This window comes from Pandoraea sp. SD6-2 (assembly GCF_000389825.1).
In the GTDB taxonomy this organism is placed as follows: Bacteria; Pseudomonadota; Gammaproteobacteria; order Burkholderiales; family Burkholderiaceae; genus Pandoraea; species Pandoraea communis.
Genome location: NZ_KB944457.1, coordinates 87349 through 102787 on the forward strand (window position 1 = coordinate 87349; position 15439 = coordinate 102787).

Genomic DNA, 15439 nt, shown 5'->3' on the forward strand with positions numbered 1-15439 from the left:
TGGAGCGGGAGACGAGTCTCGAACTCGCGACCTCAACCTTGGCAAGGTTGCGCTCTACCAACTGAGCTACTCCCGCATGACACCGAACACCAAGGATCAACTCACTCAATGTCCAGTGTGAAAACTGGAGCGGGAGACGAGTCTCGAACTCGCGACCTCAACCTTGGCAAGGTTGCGCTCTACCAACTGAGCTACTCCCGCATTGTCATGCGTACTACCAATCCAACCACTTCTCAAAACTTCGCTGCCGGGCATGTGCCGTAGCAGCGAGAAGGAGATTATGTCGAAACCGTGATTCAGTGTCAAGCACCTGCACCGAAAATTTGTGAAGATTTTTCTTCTCCACCGCGCAAATCCCGCGTCTTCAGAGACTTACGCTCACATCTTGCCCGCACCGCGCTCCCGAATCTGCGGCCACGCGCGGCGCAGATAATACAACATCGACCACAACGTGAGAACCGCCGCCACGTATATCAGCCACGTCCCCCAGAATCGCGAGTCGAAACGCCAACCGTTCCACACCACGGTGCCGTTGAACAACAACAGCGGGATCGCCACCATCTGCGCCGCCGTCTTGATCTTGCCCAACTGATGCACCGCCACGCTGCGCGACGCGCCAATCTGCGCCATCCACTCACGCAACGCCGAAATCGTGATCTCGCGGCCAATGATGATCAACGCCACCAACGCATTGATCCGCCCCATCTGCAACAACATCAGCAGCGCCGCCGCGACCATCAGCTTGTCTGCGACCGGGTCCAGAAACGCCCCGAACGCCGACGTCTGATTCCAGCGACGCGCCAGAAAACCGTCGAACCAGTCGGTCAGCGCCGCCAGTACGAAGACCCCGCACGCCACCCAATTCATCTCCACCGACGAGAACCACGTCGCAGGCAAGTAGTAAACGCCGACCACCAGCGGGATCAGCACGATCCGAAGCCAGGTCAGGAATATGGGAACATTAAAAGGCATGGCAGCATGAGTTCGGCAAACGGCAGTCGACACACGGCGCCCTCGGCAGCCGTACCAGACCCGCATTGTGCCGTGTCTGCCCCGCAGCCACAAGGCCAAGGCACCGCACAGCGGTTGACATGTGCGCCAGTGTGCCCCTATCTTGCTCGCAACACCCCGCCAATAGCACCGATCTCGTGAAACTGCCCTGGCCCCTGCCCGCCCTGCGACGACCGCTGCTGCCCCCTCACGTCGTCATCGCGACACTGGTCGGCATCAACGGCTTGCTGCTCATCGCGTCGGTGCTGTTGCGCGTGCCCGGCACAGTGCTCATCGATCTCTTCGTCCGCGGCGACCTCTCCGCGCTGGAACGCATCGAAGCAACCCATCTGCCCCGGCTGCTCTTCGGGCTGAACGCCATCGAGCGCATCGACTTCTCGCACCTGCCCCGCGCGCTGGCCGGGCTTTCGCTGGTCGCGCTCGCCTGCGGTCTCGTCATCCGGGCCCGCACCGCCTGGGCCTTTACGCTGGTCATGCTCGCGCTGGCCGCCGCCATCAATTTCCACCTGGACATCCGCCTCGATCTGACGTTCACCCTCTCGATCGTCTGCATCGCATTACTGCTCTGGTACTGGCGGGAATTCGACCGCGCGAGCTTCGCCGCCGCCACGCTCTACACCCTCGTGGCCGTGTTCGCGCTGCTTGTCTACGCCACGTTCGGCACGATGTATCTCGGTCGCGAATTCGCGCCGCCCGTCACCGATCTGGCGACAGCGTTCTACTTCTCCATCGTCACGATGACGACCGTCGGTTACGGCGACATCGTGCCGCACTCCACCGACGCACGGCTCTTCACCGCATCGGTCATCATTTTCGGAATCAGTGTGTTTGCGACGTCGTTGACCGTCGTCATCGGCCCGCTCGTCGGCGGCAACCTTAGGAAAATTCTCGCGGGGAGGTTCACTCACGTGATACGCAAGAACCACTTCATCGTGGCCGGCGCGTCGCCGCTCGCCATCAACGTGCACCACGAACTCACCAAACGCGGCTGGCCGGTCACGGTCATTATCGCCAGCGGCGCCGACAATCCCTACCCAGAGGATGCCGATGTCATGCATGGCGACGCCAGCGACAACGCCGTGCTCACCCATGCCGGCATCGAACATGCCAGGGCCTTACTCGCGCTGCGGGCCGACGATTCGGAAAATGCCTTCATCGTGCTCGCTTCGAAGGAAATCGCGCCCACCGTGCGTACCATCGCGTCAGTCAACGACAGCAAGCACTTGAGCAAGCTCAAGCGCGTTCAGCCGGACATGATCTTCGCGCCGCCCGTCGTCGGCGGGGAGCTTCTCGCGCGCACGCTGTCCGGCGAGACGGTCGACAACGATACCGTGATGCGCCTGTTGTTCCACGGCGATACGTGAAGCGTGAAGCGCCGTGGGGGTCAGTGCAGTTGACGATAGATCTGCTCGGCGAGCGTTGTCGAAATGCCTTCGACGCTGGCCAGTTCGTCGACACTGGCCGACGCCACCCCTTGCAGCCCGCCAAACCGCATGAGCAACCGCTGGCGACGCTTCGCGCCAATGCCCTCGATTTCCTCGAGCCGTGAGGTCTGACGCGCTTTCGCACGCTTGGCCCGCATGCCCGTAATCGCAAAGCGGTGCGCCTCGTCGCGAATCTGGGCGATCAGCATCAGCACCGCACTCTCGCGCCCCAGTTCGAGCGGCGCGCGTCCGTCGGCAAAAATCAGCGTCTCGAGGCCCACTTTGCGGCCCTCGCCTTTCGCCACCCCCACCAATCGACCGATATCGATCCCCAGTTCGACGAACACCTGACGCGCCACTTCGACCTGCCCCTTGCCGCCGTCGATCAGCACCAACTGCGGCAGATTGGCCTCCACGTCGGAAGCCTCCGGCGCAGCCACCGCCGGCACGCCGGCCTCGATGGACTCGCCGCTCGGCGTCATTGCCTCGCTGTCCGGCAACACCACGGTATCAGCCTCGGCTCGCGCCACGTCGGCCGCCACGGATGACGGATCTGCCGCGCCGCTCACCGTTGCTGCGGCGGCCTCCATCAGCCGGCCGTACCGGCGCGTGAGCACCTGACGCATCGCCGCGTAGTCATCGCCCGGCGTAATGCCCGCGATGTTGTAACGGCGGTACTCGCTCGTCTGCATCTTGTGATGGTGGAACACCACGCACGACGCCTGCGTGGCTTCTCCCTGCGTATGGCTGATGTCGAAACACTCCACACGCAGCAGCGCCGGATCGTCGATGTCGAGCCCGATGGTCTGCACCAGTTCATGCGTGCGTGCCTGCTGGCTGCCCTGCTCGGTCAACAGGCGCGCAAGCGCGAGCTGTGCCCCCTGTTGCGCCATGTCGAGCCACGCACGTCGTTGCCCCTGCGGTTGACGCACCATCGTAATGCGCCGCCCCGCCTGCTCGGACAACACCGTCAGCAACTCGTCGCTCGGCAACGCGTGGCTCACGATCAGCACCGGCGGCACCGATTGCCCCAGATAGTGCTGCGCGACAAAGGCCTCGAGCAATCGCGATTCGAGCGACGCCGACGGGCTGTCCGACGGCACGTCGCCCGAGATCTCTTCAGCGGCGAGCACGGAATCGTCCGAGTCTGCATCCGGCGATGCCGGCGTCACCACGTCGTCTTCCTCAAACTCATCCGCGATGCCACCTTCGACGCCGCGCTCCACATGCGCCGGGAAATACGCCTTATCGCCAAGGTGACGTCCACCGCGAACCATCGCGAGGTTCACGCACGCACGGCCGCCCGCGTAGGCGACGGCGAGGATGTCGGCATCCACATCCCCAACGGTTTCGACGGACTGTTGCTGAAGCACGCCGGACAGTGCCTGCATCTGGTTGCGCACCACGGCCGCTTGCTCGAATTGAAGCGCGTCGGCGTACGTCATCATTTTCTCTTCGAGCGCGCCGAGGACTTCTTTTTGACGTCCGGAAAGGAACGCCGCCGCGTTATGCACGTCGCGCGCATAGTCTTCGTCCCGAATGGCACCAACGCACGGCGCGCTGCATCGCTCGATCTGATGCAACAGACACGGCCGCGTGCGATTCGCAAAAACGGAGTCCTCGCAGGTCCGCAGTTGGAACACCTTTTGCAGGATCTGGATGCTCTCGCGCACCGCCCACGCACTGGGGAACGGTCCGAAATATTGCCCGCGACGATCCACCGAACCCCGGTAATACGCCATGCGCGGATATTTGTGCTGGGTGAGCTTGAGGAACGGATACGACTTGTCGTCGCGAAACAGAATGTTGTAACGCGGATGCAGCGCCTTGATCAGATTATTCTCAAGCAGCAGCGCCTCGGTTTCCGAACGGGTGACTGTCGTTTCCAGTTTCGCGATGCGCGCGACCATCAACGCGATGCGCGGAGAAAGCTGCGTCTTGTTGAAGTAGCTCGACACCCGCTTCTTGAGATTGCGCGCCTTGCCGACGTACAGCACATTGCCCGACGTGTCGTAATAGCGGTAGACGCCGGGCAGATTCGGCAACTGGGCAAGCACTTTGCGGACATCGAACGACGGCGTGTCGCCGGCATCCTCCGAGCGGGACGCCTGAGCGGCGGTATTGCGCGTACGCTTCACGTTGCCGGACTTGGCGGACTTGGCCGATTTCCCGGTCGCGGCATCGATCGGCGTGTTCGCGTGCTCCGGCGCAGCCGGCGCCGAAGGTGACGCGACGTCCGCAACGGTGACGGATTTCGCTTTGCGGGACTTGCGCGTTGGCGTGACGTCGTGGGCGTCTTCGGTCATGAACTCTGGCAATCTGAACGTCCCCCGGCGCGAATGGATGCAGGCATGGCACCGTTTGCAGCTTCCGCGATCACATCGTTACGCGTCGCAGGGACTAGAATCCGAAGTTTAGACCAATCCGCGTCGCCGCTTCTCAATGTCCCTGCCTACCGCCGCCTCTCCAGCATCAAGCGCCTTACCTCTGGTGCCGCGTTGCGATCTGTTCTGCACCGTCGTCGACAACTTTGGCGATATCGGCGTGTGCTGGCGGCTCGCCCGGCAGCTCGTGCGCGAACACGGCTGGTCGATCAGGCTTTGGGTCGACGATCTGACGAGCTTCCGCCACCTGCGTCCCGACATCGATCCGTCACTGGCCCGGCAACGCTGCGACGGCGTCGACGTCCGCCGCTGGGATGCCGACTTTGGGCCCATCACCGACGACAATGCGCCGGGCGATATCGTCATCGAAGCCTTTGCCTGCAATATTCCCGACGTCTGCGTTCAAGCGATGCACGCGCGCAAGAAGGCAGGCAACGCGCCGGTGTGGATCAATCTTGAGTATCTGAGCGCGGAAGACTGGGTAGACGGCTGTCATCTGCAAAAGTCGCTCCACCCGCAGTTGGGGCTGCTGAAAACGTTCTTCTTCCCTGGCTTCACCGAACGCACCGGCGGGCTCATCCGGGAACGGGAGTTGTTCTCCCGGCGCGATGCGTTTCTCGCCTCTCCCGAACTACGCAACGCCTGGTGGCAGCGCACACTCGGCCTGCCCGCCGCACCGAAGGATGCGTTGGTCGTATCGCTCTTCGCGTATGAAAACCCCGCGCTTGCGGCGTTGCTCACGCAGTGGGCCGACAGCGCAACGCCTATCGTCTGCCTCGTGCCGCAAGGGCGTATCGCACCCGCCGTAGGCGCCTGGTTCGGTCGTGAGGTGCTGGCCCCCGGGGAGTCAGCGGCCCGAGGCGCGCTGACGGTGTACGGGCTGCCGTTCGTCCCGCAAACCGAGTTCGATGCACTGCTCTGGGCCTGCGACCTCAATTTCGTGCGCGGAGAAGATTCCTTCGTACGCGCACAGTGGGCGGCGAAGCCGTTCGTCTGGCATATCTATCCGCAGGACGAGAATGCCCATCATGGGAAGCTTGACGCCTTTCTCAGTCGATATCTGACGGATCGGCAAGACGATACGCCCGATGCGGCCTCACTGTCGCATGGCGCGCGCGAGGCGTTGCGCACTTTCTGGCATCTCTGGAATGGCTACGCGAGCACCGCGCCCGATTGGCCGGCGCTCGCTGCCGCGCTGCCGGAACTGAATCGCCACGCCCGCGCGTGGGCAAATGCACAGGCAGCCCATCCGGATCTAGCGCGACAGTTGGCAAGCTTCGCGGAAATTCAGGTAAAATAGCTGGTTTTTCAACGCTTTGCTGCTGAACCTGCTGCCCCGGATCGTTCCGGGCGGACGCGGGAATCAAGCGGCGAATGGGCGTATGGAAGCGCTCAAACAAGCGGCAAATCGCTTATTTCGTCACAGGATCTCGTTTTTTTATGAAAACCGCTCAAGAACTCCGCGTCGGCAACGTCGTCATGATCGATGGTGAGCCCAATGTCGTGCTGAAGACCGAATACGTCAAGTCGGGTCGTAACTCCAGCGTCGTGAAGATGAAGTACAAGAAGCTGCTGACCGAAGGTCGCGGCGAATTCTCGTACAAGGCAGACGACAAGTTCGACGTCGTCGTGCTCGACAAGAAGGAAGTGACCTACTCGTACTTCGCCGATCCGATGTACGTGTTCATGGACGCCGACTACAACCAGTACGAAGTCGAAGCCGAAAACATGGGCGACGCGATCAAGTACCTGGAAGACGGCATGAAATGCGAAGTCGTTTTCTACAATGACAAGGCCATCTCGGTCGATCTGCCGACCTCGCTCGTGCGCGTTGTGGAATACACCGAACCGGCCGTCAAGGGCGACACGTCGTCGGGCCGCGTTCTGAAGAACGCCAAGATCAACGATCTGCTGGAAATCCAGGTGCCGCTGTTCGTGAACACCGGCGACAAGATCGAAATCGATACGCGTACCGACGAGTACCGCAGCCGCGTCTAAACGACGGCGGATTGCCGTGACGCCTTCGGGCGAAGCGGCCGTCAGGTAACAAAAAAGCGCTCGTCCCCCAAGGGGTCGAGCGCTTTTTTATTTGCACCGAAGGTCCGGCGTTTGACGGACTTACGCGACGTATCCGCCGAACGTCTGCGCGATCAGACGCTTCGCCGCCTGATACTCCGGCTGGTCAAGCATCTTCTCCCAGCCATGCACTTTGCCACGGCCCTTCAGATGCTTGATGCGGCGCTGCGAGACGGTATCGGGCGCCGACTTCATTTCACGCAGCAGGCGATCCGCCTTTTCCGGGCTGTTGCAGATAAGCACCATGTCGCACCCCGCTTCCAGCGCGGCATGCGCGGCCGTGACGACATCCCCCGCGGCGCTCGCGCCCTGCATCGACAGGTCGTCGCTGAAAATCACGCCATCGAAACCATACTTGCCGCGCAGGATTTCCTTGAGCCACTTGGCCGAGAAGCCTGCCGGGTTGGGATCGACCTGCGGATAAATCACGTGCGCCGGCATGACCGCCGCGAGCGACATGCCCAGCCAGTCGTACGGCTGTGCGTCGATCGAGAGAATTTCGTCGAGCGAGCGCTCGTCGACCGGAATTTCATGGTGCGAATCGGCCGCCACAAAGCCATGACCCGGGAAGTGCTTGCCGCAGTTCGCCATCCCGGCGAGAAGCAGGCCGTGATTCAGACTCTTGGCCAGCATGGCCACCACGCGCGGATCGGCATCGAACGCGCGATCACCGATCACCGTCGACGTTCCGTAATCCAGGTCCAGCACGGGCGTGAAACTCAGATCGATATCGCACGCACGCAATTCTGACGCGAGCACATAGCCCACGGCCGTCGTCACGCGCGTCGCCTTGAACACGTCTTCATGCCAGAGTTTGCCCAGCTTGCCCATCGCGGGCAGATGCGTGAAACCGTCGGTACGGAAACGCTGCACGCGCCCGCCCTCATGATCCACAGCGATCAGGATGTCGTCGCGCACGTCGCGAATCTGCTTCGTGAGCGCGCACAGTTGCGCGCGGTCATCAAAGTTGCGGGCAAACAGGATGACACCCCCGGTCAACGGATGGTCGATGCGGCGGATGTCGTCTTCGCTGAGGGTCAGCCCGACGACGTCCAACATCACCGGGCCCGGCCTGCGCTTCGTCATTGCGTTTTCTCCGATGCGATATTGCGAATGTTGCCTAAATTACGTGACGCGATCGCAAATGCCACCGCGTATTCCTTCTCGTCCGTGATCGAAATCTCGATCGACAGTTGCCGCTCGGCCAACCACTGCACCAACTCGCCCGAGGCCACTACGAACGGCTTGCCGGACGGCGCATTGAGCGTTTGCACAGCACGCCACGTCATCGGCCAGCGCATACCCAGCCCGATGGCCTTGGATACGGCCTCCTTGGCGGCGAAGCGCGTGCACAGATACGCGAGTCCGCGAACTTCGGATCGCTTCTGACGAGCGTAGTAGACCTTGAGTTCCTCCGGCCCCAGTACGCGCTCGGCGAACCGCCCGTTGGTACGCGTCATCACGCCGACGACACGGCTGATCTGGAGGATGTCGGTGCCCACGCCGAACATCGCTGTCGCGCCCGGCTCGGAGGCAGCAGCGTTACCGCTCTGCGGTGGCGTATCTGGGGACAAGGACGACGATGGCGTCGAATCGCTCATGGGCGGTGCCTGATAATGGGTCTGATCGCGCAACGTTGCGATTCAGCCGCGCGCCGCAATGCGGCTGGCCACGATGATCGCCTTCATCTCGCGCACGGCGTTCTCCCAGCCGGCAAAAATGGCGTGAGCCACGATTGCGTGTCCGATATTCAGTTCGGCAATGCCTTCGATGGCGGCAATCGGCTGCACGTTTTCGTAATGCAGACCGTGACCGGCATTGACCCGCAACCCCAGCGACAGACCCAGTGCAACAGCACGTTCGATGCGAGCGAACTCGGCCTCGCGCGTTTGCTCGTCGTGCGCCTCGGCATAACGCCCGGTGTGCAGTTCGACGACCGGCGCCCCCATGCGAGCGGCAGCGCGAATCGGCGCTTCGTCCGGATCGATGAAAAGCGACACGCGGCTGCCCGCTTCGCTGAGCTGTTGCGTAGCGGCAGCGACACGGTCGTACAGACCTACGACGTCCAGCCCGCCCTCGGTCGTCAGTTCCTGACGGCGCTCCGGCACCAGGCAAACGTCGTGCGCCTTCACGCGGCACGCAATCGCCAGCATCTCTTCCGTCACTGCGCATTCGAGGTTCATGCGCGTGAGCAGCTTGTCGCGCAGATTCGTCACGTCGTCGTCGCGAATATGGCGGCGGTCTTCACGCAAATGCAACGTAATGACATCCGCGCCCGCCGCTTCGGCCAGCAACGCCGCCTTGATCGGGTCGGGATAAGCCGTGCCGCGCGCATTGCGCACCGTCGCGACGTGATCGATGTTCACCCCAAGGGCGATGGGGTTGCCGTGGAAGAAGAGGCTCATAGTTTTTGCAGGTCGAGCAGGATCTGCCGGGTATTGAGCGGAACGCCGCCCAAATGGTGGTTGAGAAGAAAGCGCATGAGCAGCTTGCTTTGCTGCACGGTCTGCGCCCGGGAGTAGTCGTCTTGTTCCATGTCGAGCAGCGTTTGCCCGATGACGATCGGCCAGTCGGACGGCTCGTCACCGCGCGCCGGGCGCACGCCCCAGTCGGGATGAAACACGTAACGGCGCTCGGGCACCACTTTGCCGCGCGTCTGGGTGCAACGGTCAAACGCGACAGCGTATCCGGTCTCGCGCAGCAACACGCGCTCGAATGCCCGCAGAATGATGCCCGCCGGCTCGCCGTGCGCGAGATGGTGCAGTGTCGTCAGATAGTGTTGAAACAGCTTGTCGTGCGGATCGTCGCGCGCACAGAACTTCACCAGCAATTCGTTCAGGTAGAAGCCGGACAGCAGCGCATCGCCTTCGAGCGGGCGTAAGCCCCCCACCCACTCGGCCTTGGTCAGCGTGCGCAACTCGCCCTTGCCGAGCCAGGCGAGCGAGAGTGGCTGAAATGTCTGGAGCACGCCGCGCAGCGCAGAGTGCGGGCGTTTGGCGCCCTTTGCCACCAGTGCGATACGACCGTGATCGCGCGTGAGCACATCGATGATCAGGCTGGTTTCGCGATAGGGATAACTGTGCAGCACGAAGCCGGGTTGCTCGGCGATGCGACTCTGTTCGCGCTCGGCTGCCCGGGCGGGCGACGGCGCACGCCGCGCGCGCTTGGTCTCGCGCCTGACGGTCTCGGTATTGGCCTCGGCTTGCTGGAACGCTTCCGACGCCTCGTCGTCCACACCCCGCGTGCGCGCACCACGCGTTTGGCGCGCAGGACGCGCCCCGGTTGCCCCGGCGCGTGGCGCACGCGGTGCATCGGCGACCGACGCGTTGCTTGCCGCCGGTGTTACGTCGTCCGGCGTCGCAATTTCGTCACGTGCAGTGTCGAGTTCACTCGTAGCCATACGCCCGCAGGCCGGCCTCGTTGTCGGCCCAACCGCCCTTGACCTTGATCCAGACTTCCAGATACACGGGCCCGTCGAAGAGCTTCTCCATATCGACGCGCGCGTCGGTGGAAATCTGCTTGAGCTTGGCGCCCTTGTTGCCGATGATCATCGCCTTGTGATTATCGCGATCGACCAGAATCGTCGCGAAGATCCGGCGCAAATTGCCTTCCTGCTCGAACTTGTCGATGACGACCGTGCTGGTGTACGGCAACTCGTCGCCGGTCCAACGGAATACCTTCTCGCGCAGGATTTCAGACGCCATGAATCGCTCGCTGCGATCGGTCAGATCGTCCTCGCCGTAGATCGGATCGCCCTCTAGCAGGTACGGGCGCAATATGCCCGGCAAGCGCTTGATGTCTTCCGGACGCTTCGCCGAAAGCGGCACGATCTCGCGGAAATTCCACTTCTCGCCCATCGTCTTCAGGAACGGCAACACCTTCGCTTTATCGGTAATACGATCGAGCTTGTTGACGATGAGCAGCACCGGCGTGTTCTCGGGCAGCAGATTGAGCACCTTCTCGTCGTCCGGACCGAAGTTGCCTGCCTCGATGACGAAAAGCACGACGTCGACGCTGGAGAGTGTCGACGTCACGGCGCGATTGAGCGAGCGGTTCAGTGCCGTCGCGTGACGGGTCTGAAAGCCGGGCGTATCGACAAAGATGTATTGCGCGTCGTCCGTGGTGCAAATGCCGGTAATACGATGGCGCGTGGTCTGCGCCTTGCGCGACGTAATGCTGATCTTCTGACCGACGAGGGCGTTGAGCAGCGTCGATTTGCCGACGTTCGGACGCCCGACGATCGCCACGGTCCCGCAGCGAAAATCCGTCTTATCGTTCATGGTTGGGAACTCTCTTGATAGGGGGCCGGCGCCGCGCACCGTCCCCTTGAATGGGGCTCAGGCGGCTGCCGGGGGTTGCTTGGCGGCGTCGGTCTTCTCGGCTGTCTTCTCTGCGCTCTTCTCCGCAGGAATTGCCGCGGGGCGAGTCGAGCCGTTACTGGCGGATGCCGTCATGGCCGGAACGCTGCCCGAGCCGACGGCGGCTTCACGGGTGTCCTTCGGCTCCTTAGCGTCCTTCGTGTCTTTCGCGTCCTTCAGCTCCCGCGCCTCGACCGGCTGCGCGGTGCTCATCTGCCCGGCTTTCTTCGCCTCGGAAGCTGCGGCCTTCGCGGCACGCTTCTTCGCAGCCTTGGCGCTCTTCTCGGCCTTCGGCTTGGCGAGCGCCGGCATCTTCTGCACTTCTTCTAATGCCTTCTTGGCAGCCGCTTGCTCGGCGGCACGTCGGCTTGCCCCTGAGCCACCGACCTTGATGTCGAGCTTCGGCACAGTGCACTCCACCTCGAATTGCTGGTTGTGTGCCGCGCCATGCGTCGCAATCACCGTGTACTGCGGCAATGCGATCTTGTGACCTTGCAGATATTCCTGAAGCAGCGTCTTGGCGTCTTTTCCAAGCGTCTTCGGGTCGACATGTTCCAGCACCGGCGTGTACAGACGCTCGATCGCCGCATACGCTGCGTCGAAACCGCCGTCGAGGTACATCGCCCCAAATAACGCTTCGAGCGTGTCGGCCAGAATCGACGGACGGCGAAAACCGCCACTCTTGAGTTCACCCTCGCCCAGGCGCAGGAAATCGGAGACACCCAGCGTCTGCGCAATTTCGTACAACGACTGTTGCTTGACGAGATTGGCGCGCACACGCGAAAGGTCGCCTTCGTCGAGCTTGCCGTAGCGACGGAACAGGATCGCTGCGACCGAACAATTCAGAATGGAATCGCCGAGGAATTCCAACCGCTCATTGTTGGCGGCACTATGGCTACGATGCGTCAGTGCTTGGCGAAGCAATTCCGCATCGTGGAAACGATACTGGAGACGTTCTTCCAGTTGGTTCAGTGATTGAGACATGGCGCAAGTATAGCGCGACGCTCCCGCCCCGGCGCGCGTCGTCGCCAAGAAACGACGGGCTTAGCCGCCGTCCGGCGGGCTTTTCAGACTCGCGTGAGGCCAGTGGATTAGACATTTCCGAGGTGACGACGAATCGATCTCCCCTAGGTCTCGCCCCCATCGCATCTTTTATTTTAATTTTTGAAATAATAATGCGGAAATTGATTATTTCACATCAATTTCCGCATTAATCAAACCCTAGTCCAGAGAGATGCCCGCCCCAATGAACCGAACGCTTATTGGAAGCCGCCCAGGCGCTTGAGGTTCGAGAAGTTCATCCAAATGAAGAATGCCCGGCCCACGATGTTCTGTTCGGGCACGAAGCCCCAGTAACGGCTGTCCGCGCTGTTATCGCGGTTGTCGCCCATCATGAAGTAGTTGCCCGGAGGCACCTTGCAGATCACGCCCTGGCTGTTGTACTGGCAGTTCTGCTTGTTCGGGAAGTCGTCGGCCCCCATGATGTACGGCGGCACGTTCGGATCGTTCAGAATGCGGTGCTTCACGCCGCCCACCGTCTCTTCGAACTGCTTGAAGTAGGCGATGTGCTCGTCGTCGAAGTAATCCGGCATGGCCGTCTCGGGTACCGGCTGACCGTTCACGGTGAGCTTCTTGTTCTCGTACGCCACCACGTCGCCGGGCACGCCGATCACGCGCTTGATGTAGTCCATCGACTCATCTTTCGGATAGCGGAACACCACCACGTCACCGCGCTTCGGCTCGCCCAGTTCGACGATCTTCTTGTTGATCACCGGCAGACGAATCCCGTAGTCGAACTTGTTCACGAGGATAAAATCGCCGACGAGCAACGTCGGAATCATCGAGCCGGACGGAATCTTGAACGGCTCGACCACGAACGAGCGCAGCACGAACACCGCCAGAATCACCGGGAAGAAGCTCGCCGAATACTCAAGCCACCACGGCTGACGCAGCTTGTCGTCACGCACTTTCGCGCGGGCGCTCGAAAGCGCATTGCCATCCTGCGTGCCAGAGCCCTGAACGCCGGAACCCTGCAACGAAAGCTGCTGCTGATCGAATTGCGCCATAGCGTCCTGTGCTGCCCGGCGGCGCGCCGGTTGAAACACCAACTTGTCGGCCACCCAGGCCACCCCGGTCACCAGCACCAGGATCAAAAGAATCAGGGCGAAATTCATGCGGGACCTGTCGCTACGTTATTTGTCTTCGACTTGCAAAATGGCGAGGAACGCTTCCTGAGGAATCTCGACGCTCCCCACCTGCTTCATGCGTTTCTTACCTTCCTTCTGTTTCTCAAGCAGCTTCTTCTTACGCGTGATGTCGCCACCATAGCACTTCGCCAGCACGTTTTTACGCAATGCCTTGATGTTCTCACGGGAAATAATGTTCGCGCCGATAGCCGCCTGAATCGCCACATCGTACATCTGACGCGGAATGATTTCCCGCATCTTCGCCGCCACCTGACTGCCGCGGCGACGGCTCTCGGAACGGTGCACGATGATCGACAGTGCATCGACCTTGTCGCCGTTGATCAGCATGTCGACCTTGACCACGTCGGACGTGCGATATTCCTTGAATTCGTAGTCCATCGACGCATAGCCGCGCGACACCGACTTCAGACGGTCGAAGAAATCGAGCACGATTTCGGCCATCGGAATTTCGTAAATCAGACGTACCTGGCGACCGTGGTATTGCATATCGATCTGCACACCGCGCTTTTGCTGGCACAGCGTGACCACAGCGCCGACATATTCCTGCGGCATGTACAGGTTGACGGTGACGATAGGCTCGCGAATCTCTTCGATTCGGCCCGGGTCCGGCATCTTCGACGGGTTTTCCACCGTCGTCAGCGTGCCGTCGCGTTCGATCACCTCATAGATCACGGTCGGGGCCGTGGTGATGAGGTCCATGTCGAACTCGCGCTCCAGACGTTCCTGCACGATTTCCATGTGCAGCAGGCCGAGGAAGCCGCAACGGAACCCGAAGCCGAGGGCCTGCGAGACTTCCGGCTCATATTGCAGCGAGGCATCGTTGAGCTTGAGCTTTTCGAGCGATTCGCGCAGTGCATCGTACTGGTTCGCCTCGACCGGGTAGAGGCCGGCGAACACCTGCGGCTTGACTTCCTTGAAGCCCGGCAGCGGTTCCGGCGCAGGCTTGGTCGTGGTGGTGAGCGCGTGCGTCACGGTGTCACCGACCTTGGCAGCGTGCAGTTCCTTGATGCCCGAGATGATGAAGCCCACCTGACCGGCCGACAACGAGTCGCGCTGCTGGGAGCGCGGCGTGAACACGCCGACCTGCTCGACCGGATACGTCGCGCCGGTGGCCATCAGTTGAATCTTTTCCTTCGGCTTGAGCGTGCCGTTGAACACGCGCACCAGCATCACCACGCCCACGTAGTTGTCGAACCACGAGTCGATGATCAGCGCCTGAAGCGGGGCGCTCGCGTCGCCCTTGGGCGGCGGCACCTTGGCGATGAGGGACTCGAGCACATCTTCCACGCCGAAACCGGTCTTGGCCGAGCAGCGCACCGCGTCGACGGCTTCGATGCCGATGACGTCTTCAATTTCCTGGATCGCGTTTTCCGGCTCGGCGGACGGCAGGTCGATCTTGTTGAGCACCGGCACGACTTCCACGCCCAACTCGATTGCCGTGTAGCAATTCGCGACCGTCTGCGCTTCCACGCCTTGCGAAGCGTCGACCACGAGCAGTGCGCCTTCGCACGCGGACAGCGAGCGGCTCACTTCGTACGAGAAGTCGACGTGTCCCGGCGTATCGATGAGGTTCAGGTTATAGATCTTGCCGTCGCGCGCCTTGTATTGCAGCGCGGCCGTCTGTGCCTTGATGGTGATGCCACGCTCACGCTCGAGGTCCATCGAGTCGAGGACTCGGGATTCCATTTCACGATCGGACAAACCGCCGCTCAACTGGATGATGCGATCGGCCAGGGTGGATTTCCCGTGGTCGATGTGGGCGATGATCGAAAAATTGCGGATATGGTCCATGAGGCGGGGCTATAGAAAAGTCGGTGCCATCGGATTCGGCTCGGCAGCGGCCTTCGAGAGAATCGGCAAACACGACATTTTAGCCGAAAGTACACCGATTCCGTCTGGAATCGCGCGGATCACGGCGCTACATCGGTAATGGCGGGAAGGTTCTGAGGTCGTGCGAGGAATGGTGGTGTGGCGCAACG

Annotated in this window: 13 protein-coding genes and 2 tRNA genes; 3 read left to right on the top strand and 12 right to left on the bottom strand. The window is 61.6% G+C overall.

The features are described from left to right. The 3 genes from C266_RS23600 to pgsA all read right to left on the bottom strand — a co-directional run bounded on the left by C266_RS23600 (window position 1) and on the right by pgsA (window position 972). Window positions 1–76, bottom strand: a tRNA-Gly gene (locus C266_RS23600). Window positions 77–125: 49 nt separating this feature from the next. Beyond that, a tRNA-Gly gene (locus tag C266_RS23605) sits at window positions 126–201 on the bottom strand. A 177-nt stretch (window positions 202–378) separates the two neighbouring features. Then, window positions 379–972 (bottom strand): CDP-diacylglycerol--glycerol-3-phosphate 3-phosphatidyltransferase, encoded by a 594-nt coding sequence (gene pgsA / locus C266_RS23610; protein WP_010805213.1) that lies wholly within the window; start codon window positions 970–972, stop codon window positions 379–381. 293 nt (window positions 973–1265) lie between these two features. Between pgsA and kch the strand changes: the two genes are divergently transcribed. After that, window positions 1266–2375, top strand: coding sequence for a voltage-gated potassium channel protein (gene kch / locus C266_RS23615; RefSeq protein ID WP_246831227.1), 1110 nt, complete (start codon window positions 1266–1268; stop codon window positions 2373–2375). Window positions 2376–2395: 20 nt separating this feature from the next. Here the strand turns inward: kch and uvrC are convergent, their stop codons facing one another. Continuing rightward, window positions 2396–4741 (bottom strand): excinuclease ABC subunit UvrC, encoded by a 2346-nt coding sequence (uvrC, locus tag C266_RS23620; protein ID WP_010805215.1) that lies wholly within the window; start codon window positions 4739–4741, stop codon window positions 2396–2398. 142 nt (window positions 4742–4883) lie between these two features. Between uvrC and earP the strand changes: the two genes are divergently transcribed. Then, window positions 4884–6119 carry an elongation factor P maturation arginine rhamnosyltransferase EarP gene (gene earP, locus C266_RS23625; protein ID WP_371257193.1) on the top strand — a complete coding sequence of 412 codons (1236 nt, stop codon included), beginning with the start codon at window positions 4884–4886 and terminating at the stop codon, window positions 6117–6119. Between the two features lie 140 nt (window positions 6120–6259). Further along, entirely contained in the window at window positions 6260–6817 is a 558-nt protein-coding gene (efp, locus tag C266_RS23630; protein ID WP_010805217.1) for an elongation factor P, read from the top strand. 120 nt (window positions 6818–6937) lie between these two features. Here the strand turns inward: efp and nagZ are convergent, their stop codons facing one another. The 8 genes from nagZ to lepA all read right to left on the bottom strand — a co-directional run bounded on the left by nagZ (window position 6938) and on the right by lepA (window position 15251). Further along, entirely contained in the window at window positions 6938–7981 is a 1044-nt protein-coding gene (gene nagZ / locus C266_RS23635) for a beta-N-acetylhexosaminidase (protein ID WP_010805218.1), read from the bottom strand. Then, entirely contained in the window at window positions 7978–8496 is a 519-nt protein-coding gene (acpS, locus tag C266_RS23640) for a holo-ACP synthase (RefSeq protein WP_081636408.1), read from the bottom strand. The genes nagZ and acpS overlap by 4 nt, the downstream gene beginning before the upstream one ends. 42 nt (window positions 8497–8538) lie before the next feature. After that, window positions 8539–9300 (bottom strand): pyridoxine 5'-phosphate synthase, encoded by a 762-nt coding sequence (gene pdxJ / locus C266_RS23645; RefSeq protein ID WP_010805220.1) that lies wholly within the window; start codon window positions 9298–9300, stop codon window positions 8539–8541. Continuing rightward, window positions 9297–10295, bottom strand: coding sequence for a DNA repair protein RecO (recO, locus tag C266_RS23650; RefSeq protein ID WP_010805221.1), 999 nt, complete (start codon window positions 10293–10295; stop codon window positions 9297–9299). The genes pdxJ and recO overlap by 4 nt, the downstream gene beginning before the upstream one ends. Further along, window positions 10282–11175 (bottom strand): GTPase Era, encoded by an 894-nt coding sequence (gene era, locus C266_RS23655; RefSeq protein ID WP_010805222.1) that lies wholly within the window; start codon window positions 11173–11175, stop codon window positions 10282–10284. Before era ends, recO begins: the two co-directional genes overlap by 14 nt. A gap of 57 nt (window positions 11176–11232) precedes the next feature. After that, window positions 11233–12237 carry a ribonuclease III gene (gene rnc / locus C266_RS23660; protein ID WP_010805223.1) on the bottom strand — a complete coding sequence of 335 codons (1005 nt, stop codon included), beginning with the start codon at window positions 12235–12237 and terminating at the stop codon, window positions 11233–11235. A 275-nt stretch (window positions 12238–12512) separates the two neighbouring features. Beyond that, window positions 12513–13427, bottom strand: a complete 915-nt coding sequence (gene lepB / locus C266_RS23665) for a signal peptidase I (RefSeq protein WP_010805224.1) — start codon at window positions 13425–13427, stop codon at window positions 12513–12515. An 18-nt stretch (window positions 13428–13445) separates the two neighbouring features. Beyond that, window positions 13446–15251, bottom strand: a complete 1806-nt coding sequence (lepA, locus tag C266_RS23670; RefSeq protein ID WP_010805225.1) for a translation elongation factor 4 — start codon at window positions 15249–15251, stop codon at window positions 13446–13448. Window positions 15252–15439 lie beyond the last annotated feature (188 nt).